This window comes from Mucilaginibacter sp. P4_G9, assembly GCF_056400985.1.
In genome coordinates this window covers 1-9,057 of sequence record NZ_JBFUKF010000211.1, presented here as the reverse complement: position 1 = coordinate 9,057, position 9,057 = coordinate 1, and the positions used below count along the sequence as shown (strand labels likewise).

The window sequence follows — 9,057 nt, the reverse complement described above, 5'->3', positions numbered from 1 at the left end:
GCCAGGTAGTCATACTTGCTTACACCTTATTACCTCTTCCTACTACACCTTTATTCCTGGCCAGTGGTATGGCAAAAATAAGCGCAAGGTATGTAATCCCAACTTTTTTTGTAGGGAAATTTACAAGCGATGCCATTACTGTGCATATGGGAAAATATGTTTCAGAAAATGCGGAAAGCATAATCAAGGAAGGATTTTCCTGGAAATCAATTGCAAGTTTAATATTGGGGTTGCTTTTACTGTGCTCTATTTTATTTGTCGAATGGCGTTCACTAATCCAAAAAAATAAATTTGTGTTAAACTTCAAGATCTGGAAGCCCGGTAAGGGTAAAACAACTCCCTCCCGGTAATTTGAATCCAGATCGTTTTTTTGGGTGATGTAGGAATAAAACACACCTGCAAAAGTCTGCTTGTTTGTGGCTGTCTTTAAGTATACACAACGGGAAGATAAAAATTTAAAGTCCTTACATGCTTTAGGGTCAATTTCTTACAGGTGTAAACGTCGGGTGATTTAACTTGCCGTTATAAATTGTGATATCTTCTGATTAAATTTAATATTATTACTCCTCCTGGCCTATTAGTGCCTCATAAATGGTCAATTAGCCCCTCATTATTATTTATTAATTGCAATATGTTTGACTCACAATTATTACCTATTAGTCAATACAGAAGCCGGTCCTCTTATCTTGGTTGCAATTTATTTTATTATTAATTAACTCCACGCTAAGTATTTGGGTTCGGTTTTGCGTTTTTGTTAGGTATTTCATTTGCAATTAATTAACCAAATTATAACTTAACCTAAATTTAAAAAAAATGAAGTCAAAAAGCCTGATTTTTCTTAGCTGTTTATTTCTGATGTTTACAGTAGGCTGTAAGAAGTCATCTTTGCCAGTGGCGGCAAATGCGGATAGCAATAAGCCTACATCTGTTTCTAAACTTGCCGTAAACGCAACCACTACATTCATTCACCCCGGAATGCTGCATACCCAGGCAGATCTGATCAGGATGCAGACCATGGTTAACGCAGGGACAGATCCCTGGCTGTCTGGCTGGAACAAACTTACAGCCAACTCACACTCGCTATCAACTTATGCCATGAAAGGGCCTGTGGATACCGTTTACAGGGGTTCCGGCTCGCCGGAAAACTATTCAAAATTGTATAATGATATTGCTGCCGCTTATCAAAATGCTTTACGTTGGAAAATCAACGGCGATGTAGCCTGTGGAAATAAGGCAGTGGCTATCATGAACGCATGGTCATCTACCCTGGTATCGATCCAGGGATCTGCAGACAGATGGCTTGCTGCCGGTATATATGGTTACGAGTTTGCCAATGCAGCCGAGATCATGCGTGACTACAGCGGCTGGGCAGCAGCAGACTTTACACGCTTTAAAAATATGATGCTTAACGTATTTTACCCAATGAACCACGATTTTTTGGTGAATCATAATGGCGCCTGTATAACAAATTACTGGGCAAACTGGGATTTGTGCAGTATGGCATCAATTCTTTCAATTGGCATATTATGTGATGACACTAACAAATTTGACGAAGCAATAACCTATTTCAAAACCGGCGCCGGAAATGGTTCAATTGATCACGCTGTGCCTTTTTTATACAATTCAGGTCAGTTAGGACAAGGGCAGGAAGCTGGTCGTGATCAGGGGCACCAATGTTTGGATATTTCTCTGTTGGGGGCTTTCTGCCAAATGGCTTATAACCAAAATCAGGATTTATTTGCTTATGAAAATAACAAAGCATTGGCAGTTTGCGAATATACTGCCAGCTATAATCTTGGAAACGAGGTGCCTTTTACCACTTATAACTGGGCTAATGGGCAAAATTGTACATGGCAAACACAAACGGTTATTGCCGCCGGCGGTAGGGGAGATATCCGCCCAAGCTGGGAGCTGATCTACAATTACCAGGCATCACATGGCATTACCGGAACAACCTTTAGCGGGCAGTATGCTGCTAATGTAAGGCCCGAAGGCGGCGGCGGCGATTATGGGCCAAACAGCGGAGGGTATGACCAGTTAGGATTTGGAACTTTAACACATTCTGTAGGAACGCAGCCTATAGCCAATGGAACTTATAAACTGGTCAATCGCGCAAGCGGAAAATACCTGGATAATTTAGGGGTAAATACTAACGGAGCAAATGTGGGGCAATGGGCCTCAAGCGGTAGTAATAACCAGAAATGGGTAATAACGTATAGCGGTGGTTATTACAAATTAGCTTGTGTAACAGGTGGCAAGTGCCTGGATAGCTATGACCACACGGCCGACGGTTCTACAGTTGCCGAGTGGGCAAGCGGCGGAAGCACCAATCAACAATGGACAATAATACCGGTAGGATCCTACTATAAAATTGTAAACCGCACTAATGGCAAATGCCTGGATACCGGAGGTGGTACAGCGGATGGATCCATCATGCAATTCTGGGCAAGCGGAACCAGCAACAATCAGTTATGGACCATTGCACCGTGATAAACATGTAGCTAAAAAAACGGAAAGCTTGTATTTATAAACAAAAAATGGCATGGACTATAGGTTCATGCCATTTCCTGTTTAAACCAGGCTATCGTCGGGCGCATCGGTAAATAAACTCAGCTTTGATTACGCAAAAAGGCCCTTCAATGGTCTTTTTACGTTTATTCTCAATTGTTTAAATTACGTAGGTCAAATAATTTATCGTAATAAAATGAAAATGGTGAGTATATAAAGCAATCACAATTGTCTATATATTATCTTGATATACCGGTTGGGTAGCTATTGATTAATAATTGGTTAGAAGGCTCTTCAGGGAGCCTTTTTTATATTGCGTAGTGATATTTAACACTAATGTTTCGCCGAAAAAAAACTTTAATATATAGAGCTTTTGAAAGAAAATAATTAAGAAACGCACCCGACTTAGTTTGCCTTGAAGGACAGCCAATTATATAAGCTTCCGGATAATTTGAGAAAATGAATGGAAAATCTTTTATTTGTACAAATGATTAAAAAGAAAGATGAAATAGAGCCCGTGCCTCCCTTTCGGATAAGGAAACTTAAAATTCCCCCGAAATTGATCGCTTCTAACTGGAACTCTATATATACTAAGATCAGCAAGTCCCGGGGTACAGATGAATCCTAACCAATAGGCTTCTTGTTAGATTTATAACAATTAAATCCGGCCCAGATAGTGATACCAGTTTAATAAGAGAAGTAAAAGTGAATCCTGAGGTTAACAATTGCTTATATCCTAAAGTTGCGAAGTCAGCCAATTATATCAACATTGTATACCTGGTAGTTGTTCTGATACTGCAGCCGTTATTATCTTTTGCTACCGGTTATCCTGCAATAGATCATTTATCAATAAATAATGGCTTATCAAATAATGAAGTCCGCTGCATTTACCAGGACGACCAGGGATTTGTATGGTTTGGGACATATGATGGTTTAAACCGTTATGATGGCTATAATTTCAAGATCTTCCGCAATAATCCAAATAACTCAAAATCCATCATAAATAATTGGATTAACTGTATTACGCAAGATACCAGGCATGATTTATGGATAGGAACCAGGCAGGGTATAAATATTTTTAACCGGGTGTCTGAAAAATTCACCCCGGTTTATGCCTTTTTTCCTGGTAATAAGCAGCCAAAAAAACTCAGCAATTACATAAAGGATATTAAAACTGATGCCACAGGATTTGTGTATGTGGCTTCACAGGACAACGGACTGATAGTCTTCGATCGAAAACATCAGGAAACCGGCTACGGTGTCCCCCTTATTGATGACCATAAAATTATCGTGAATTACAACGTTACGAGCTTGTGTACAGATGGCTTGCAACATGTTTATTTAATGGTTAAAGACCACGGATTGTGCTTGTACAATAAAGAAAAAAAACAAGTTGAGGTCATTAATAAATCAATTACAGCGGCTTCGTGTATGCAGGCAGACAAAGGTCAGCTTTGGATTGGAACAAGCTCCGGATTACATCGTTACGATATAAAACTGGGTTATTATAACCTTGAGCTGAGCGAGGGGCCAGAGAAGCTTAGTTCAAACAGGATAACAAGTATTCAACCAATGCGGGATAGCTCGCTATGGATCGGTACAGATGGCGGAGGTATCAACATTCTGAATATAAATACCGGCAAGTTTAATTATCTGAACAGCAATCTGAGCCAGTTTTCTCTATCCAGCAATGCTGTTTACGCTATTTACGTAGATAAGCAAAATAGAAAGTGGATTGGCACACTGCGGGGAGGGGTGAATATAATAGATGATTATAAATCCAGGTTTATTAATATTGCTCATAACCCGATAAATGCGAATAGCCTGATTAACAATTTTGTCAAATCTATTTTTGAAACTTCAGACAAAAAAATCTGGATTGGTACCGACGGCGGCGGCCTGAGCATTTGGGACAGAAGGGAAAATACATTTGAAAACTACAGCCATTCCCCGGGGGATTCACGCCAGATAAATTCCAATTTTATTACAGGCATCCAGCAGGATTCATACGGCAAAATATGGATTGCCACCTATAGTAACGGGATAAATCAATATTTACCTCAATCTAAAGAATTCAAAGTTTATAAAGGAGTTAATGAAGCGGGAAATCYGGTCACTTCAATTTTTTGGATGTTGAAGGAAGATCGCGCACATAATCTTTGGGCAAGTGCATTGCAGGATGGGTTTTACCGCTACGACAGACAAAATGACCGGTTCAGTGTATTTGATTCTAAACTAATTAATATCCTGGCTATTACCGAAGACCATTACGGAAAATTGTGGGGAGGATCATTTGATGGTATTTATGAAATTGACAGGATAAATAAAAAGCATAAGTTTTTTCCTGTTGGCAAATCTGTCCGATCAATACATGAAGACAAATGGGGTAATATGTGGTTGGGAACAGAGGCTGGTTTGATGCTTTTTGACAGGAATAAACATCGTATTGTACGTAAGTACACTACAGATGACGGATTAAGCAATAACACCATTTTGGCTATTGAAGAGGATAGTTTTGGGCACTTATGGATGAGTACTTACAATGGCATTTCCAGATTCGACCCGCAAAAACAGATATTTACTAATTATTTTGAGAGTGATGGCCTTTTGAACAGGGAATTCAACTATAACGCCTCCTTACACCTGTCGACCGGAGAACTTGCCTTTGGCGGCATTAACGGATTAAGTCTGTTCCGTCCGGAACAAATTGTCCCGATAAAAGATAATTCCAACCTGGTTATTACGGGGATAAAAATAAATAATCACCCTTCAAGTGATTATCTTTTCGGGCTAAAATCTGATAGTAAGAAGCTTATTACCTCGCTTACGGTGCCCTATGATGAAGCGTCTCTTTCTTTTGATTTTGCAGCTATCAATTTCACTGCCCAGGAAAGAATTAGCTACCGGTATACAATGGAAGGCTGGGACAGGGGATGGAATTACTCCGGGCACAACAGAACCGCAGTTTACACCAGGTTAAGCCCCGGAACATATACATTTAAAATTAATGCCACCAATTCTGAGGGGCAATGGTTATCAAAACAAGCCTATTTAAAGGTAATAGTGCTGCCTCCGTGGTATCGCACCTGGTGGGCTTATCTTGTGTATGTGCTTTTAGTCATATCTTTTATTTACTGGTACCTGGATTATAAGTTTAGAGAAACCCGTTTGAAATATGAAATTAAGCTGGCGGTAGCTAATGCCGAAAACCAAAAAGCCCTGCAGGAAAAGGAAAGAGAATTACACGAGAAGAGACTGGAGTTTTTTACAGGGATGTCTCATGAATTCCGCACGCCCTTATCTTTAATAATTAATCCCATCAAGGATCTTTTAGACCGGAGTTTGGAGAATGACCGCCAGGACCTGAATATTATATACAGGAATGCAAGAAGGTTGTTAAGCCTGGTTGACCAATTGCTTTTATTCAGAAAAGCTGACGATGGCATTTCTCAATTAAATATAGGACCCATAAATATCTTTGAAGTCTGTCGTGATGTAAAGTCCTGCTTTATTCCTCAGGCAAAAACAGGGCACCTGCATTATGAATTGATTGCCGATGTTAAGGACCTGGTTATTTATGGTGATAGGGAAAAGATTGAAATTATCCTTTTTAATTTAATTTCAAATGCAATAAAATATACCCCACAAAACGGAAAGGTGATCATTAGTATCAAAGAAGATACAGAATTTGTCAATATCAGCGTAGCAGATACGGGACAGGGAATTCCAGAGGATGTTAAAGAAAGGTTGTTTGATAAGTTTTACCGGTCAAAAGATACCACGGGATTGTTAAAGGCCGGATTTGGTATCGGTTTGTATCTTGCCAGGCAATTTACAGCCGAACATCATGGTTCTCTTTCTTATATAAGCGAAGTATCAACCGGAACGGTTTTTTTACTTCAATTGAAAAAGGGTACATCTCATTTTGCAGGTAAGGAAATAGCAGCGACGAGATCACAATCTTCAGAACTTTTAAATGAATTGGCCGATAGTTTGCCGGTTGCTAACATAGTTGAAAATCAGCTTGATTTTAAGGGCCAGGGAATAATTACCGATAAAAAGGTAATATTAATTATCGATGACGATCACGAACTGAGGCGTTACATTAAAAGTATACTCGAAAAAAGTTACCTCATATGTGAAGCTGCAGATGGTTTGAGTGGTATCGCGGTTGCAAAGGAAAAGCTGCCTGATTTGATTATTTGTGACGTAATGATGCCGGGCTTAAACGGCATTGAATTGTGTGCTATAATCAAACAAGATCCTTTGCTCAACTATATCCCCATGATCTTGCTGACTGCCAGCTCATCAGCAGAAAATAAAATTAAAGGATTGGAGAGTGGGGCGGATGATTATATAAACAAACCTTTTGAAAAAGAAATTCTTATTGCGCGTGTTGCCAATTTATTGCAGATGAGAAGCAATTTACAAAGCTATTTTTATAATGCGGTAACACTCAAAAAAAGTAATATTAACATTTCGGAAGAATATAAGCATTTCCTGGAAAAATGTATCGAGGTGGTTGAAAAGCACCTTACAGATGAACATTTTAATGTCCATGTACTTGCAAATGAAATTGGGATGAGCCGCTCAAACCTTTTCAGGAAAGTAAAGTTCCTGTCGGGGCATTCAATCAACAGCTTCATCAGGTATATAAGATTACGTAAAGCGGCAGAGCTATTGATTCAATCAGAAATGAATGTAAATGAAGTTGCGCTTGAAACCGGCTTCAACAATATCAAATACTTTCGTACACAGTTTTTTAAACTCTTTGGGGTTAATCCTTCCGACTTTGTTCGTCAGAAGCGCCCGGTATTTAAAAAACGCTTCAATGTTAGCGGCACTTAACAGGTAATCCATTGGTTTTGTCTCTAAACCGGTTTAGAGAGCCTTTTTTGGTCGAATTGTACCCTTTAAATGGCTTGTTTGTACCCCGTATTTATGTGCAATTCGCACCATATTAGCTCTTGTTAAACCAATTATTCATTGTTATTTCTTTGTTCTTCAAACCAGCCAATGTGCACGGCATATTGAGTTTTGTATGTATAAAGTATGTAGCATTAAGAAAATCCAAAACCGTTTATGAATAAGAGCAGTCAGTTATCAAGTTGGTGGGAAGATTCCCGCAGTGGGGACGTAGGGGCATTCAAATGTATCCATAATGAATTATTTCCCGGTCTGTTTCATTATCTTCTTAAGATATTGAAAGATGAAGATGTATGCTACGATTTACTCCAGGATCTTTTTATTAAATTATGGGAAAAAAAGGAAAAGCTCGGCCCGATTAGTAACGTTAAGGTGTACTTTTTTAAATCCGCCCGTTCCATTGCTATCAATTATATTAAAAGTGATAAGGTGCGGTATACTCACACTATACAAGATTTTGAGATTGAAATGGTGTTTTCCCAGGAAGAAATACTGGTTAACAAGGAAATTAATCTTCAAATGAAGCGGCAGCTCTCTGTTGCACTCAATGGCTTGCCAAAACGGCAGCGTGAAATGATATTTCTAAAATATTTTGACGGCTGGAACTATGAGCAGATAGCCGAGGTTACAGGTATAAAGTATCAATCGGTAGTTAATCACGTCCATCGTGGGATACTTCAGTTGAGGACAGAACTGTCCGAAGATAAATACATGGCAGATTGCAGGGTTGCCGTTTAAAAAATCAAGACCTCAATTTTAAATAGATATTGCGTTTACAATCCACATCAATGATTTTATTTAACATATGCTAAAACTATTACTTCACAACTATAATTAACATCTGTAATTAAGACTTCTTCATACATACGGGTATCAATTGGTTATAAGCCTTAAGCTATCGGGCTTTTTTCTAATTTATCCTTAAAAACATGAGTATGTAAATACAATTAGGCTGTCTTTTCTAAAATTTCAGTGTTTATAAATAATATATGTTTAAATCAATATTTACGGTATGCATTTTTCTGCAAACCACAATTTGCAGTTTTGCAGAAATAATTAACTATAAAGCCCCTAATTGTACAATAATAAGTAAAGCCTACCAGGTAAAGATAAAAGAGGTAGGCTCAGCCTGGCAAAGTCCGGACGTGTATTATGCCAACGTTGCCCATTCGGTTAATAACAAGATTGCAGTAAAGCAGACTTCCTATACTTATTTTGATTGTTCGGCTAAGGTAAATGTTTCGGTAACGGTAAATAATGCCAAAGTTAAAAGTGTTAAAATCCGACCGGCGGTTTATGGGATTGTTTCGCAAATACACGGAAATACCATTACCTTTTCTATGGATGCTTCACAGTTTGTTTCTGTTGAAATAAACGGGAATATTCTTGAGAACCTCCAGATCTTTGCGAATGCTATTGATACCGAACGACCCGCTTCAGGAAACGCGGACCTTATTTATTTTGGTCCCGGAATTCATGAAATAGGCCGGATGCTCCTGCCTTCAAATAAAAAAGTTTATATATCCGGAGGAGCTATTGTACACGGCAGCTTTATAGTTGATCACGCAGAAAATGTAAAGATTTTTGGCCGCGGTATTTTAACACAATTAAATGTTGGACAAG

The 9,057-nt window shown here is 38.7% G+C and carries 3 protein-coding genes and 2 pseudogenes; all 5 read left to right on the top strand.

The features are described from left to right. Window positions 1–350: pseudogene (locus AC1DPZ_RS17035) on the top strand (hypothetical protein); the annotation flags it as partial. A 463-nt stretch (window positions 351–813) separates the two neighbouring features. Then, window positions 814–2,490: an RICIN domain-containing protein gene (locus AC1DPZ_RS17030; RefSeq protein WP_477405531.1), complete on the top strand. Its 1,677-nt coding sequence runs from the start codon at window positions 814–816 to the stop codon at window positions 2,488–2,490. A 723-nt stretch (window positions 2,491–3,213) separates the two neighbouring features. Then, the gene (locus AC1DPZ_RS17025; RefSeq protein WP_477405529.1) at window positions 3,214–7,356 is read left to right on the top strand and encodes a hybrid sensor histidine kinase/response regulator; all 4,143 of its coding nucleotides are present in this window, start codon (window positions 3,214–3,216) and stop codon (window positions 7,354–7,356) included. Window positions 7,357–7,590: 234 nt separating this feature from the next. Beyond that, window positions 7,591–8,172: an RNA polymerase sigma factor gene (locus AC1DPZ_RS17020; RefSeq protein WP_477405527.1), complete on the top strand. Its 582-nt coding sequence runs from the start codon at window positions 7,591–7,593 to the stop codon at window positions 8,170–8,172. 251 nt (window positions 8,173–8,423) lie between these two features. Beyond that, window positions 8,424–9,057 (top strand): annotated as a pseudogene (locus AC1DPZ_RS17015) (hypothetical protein); the annotation flags it as partial.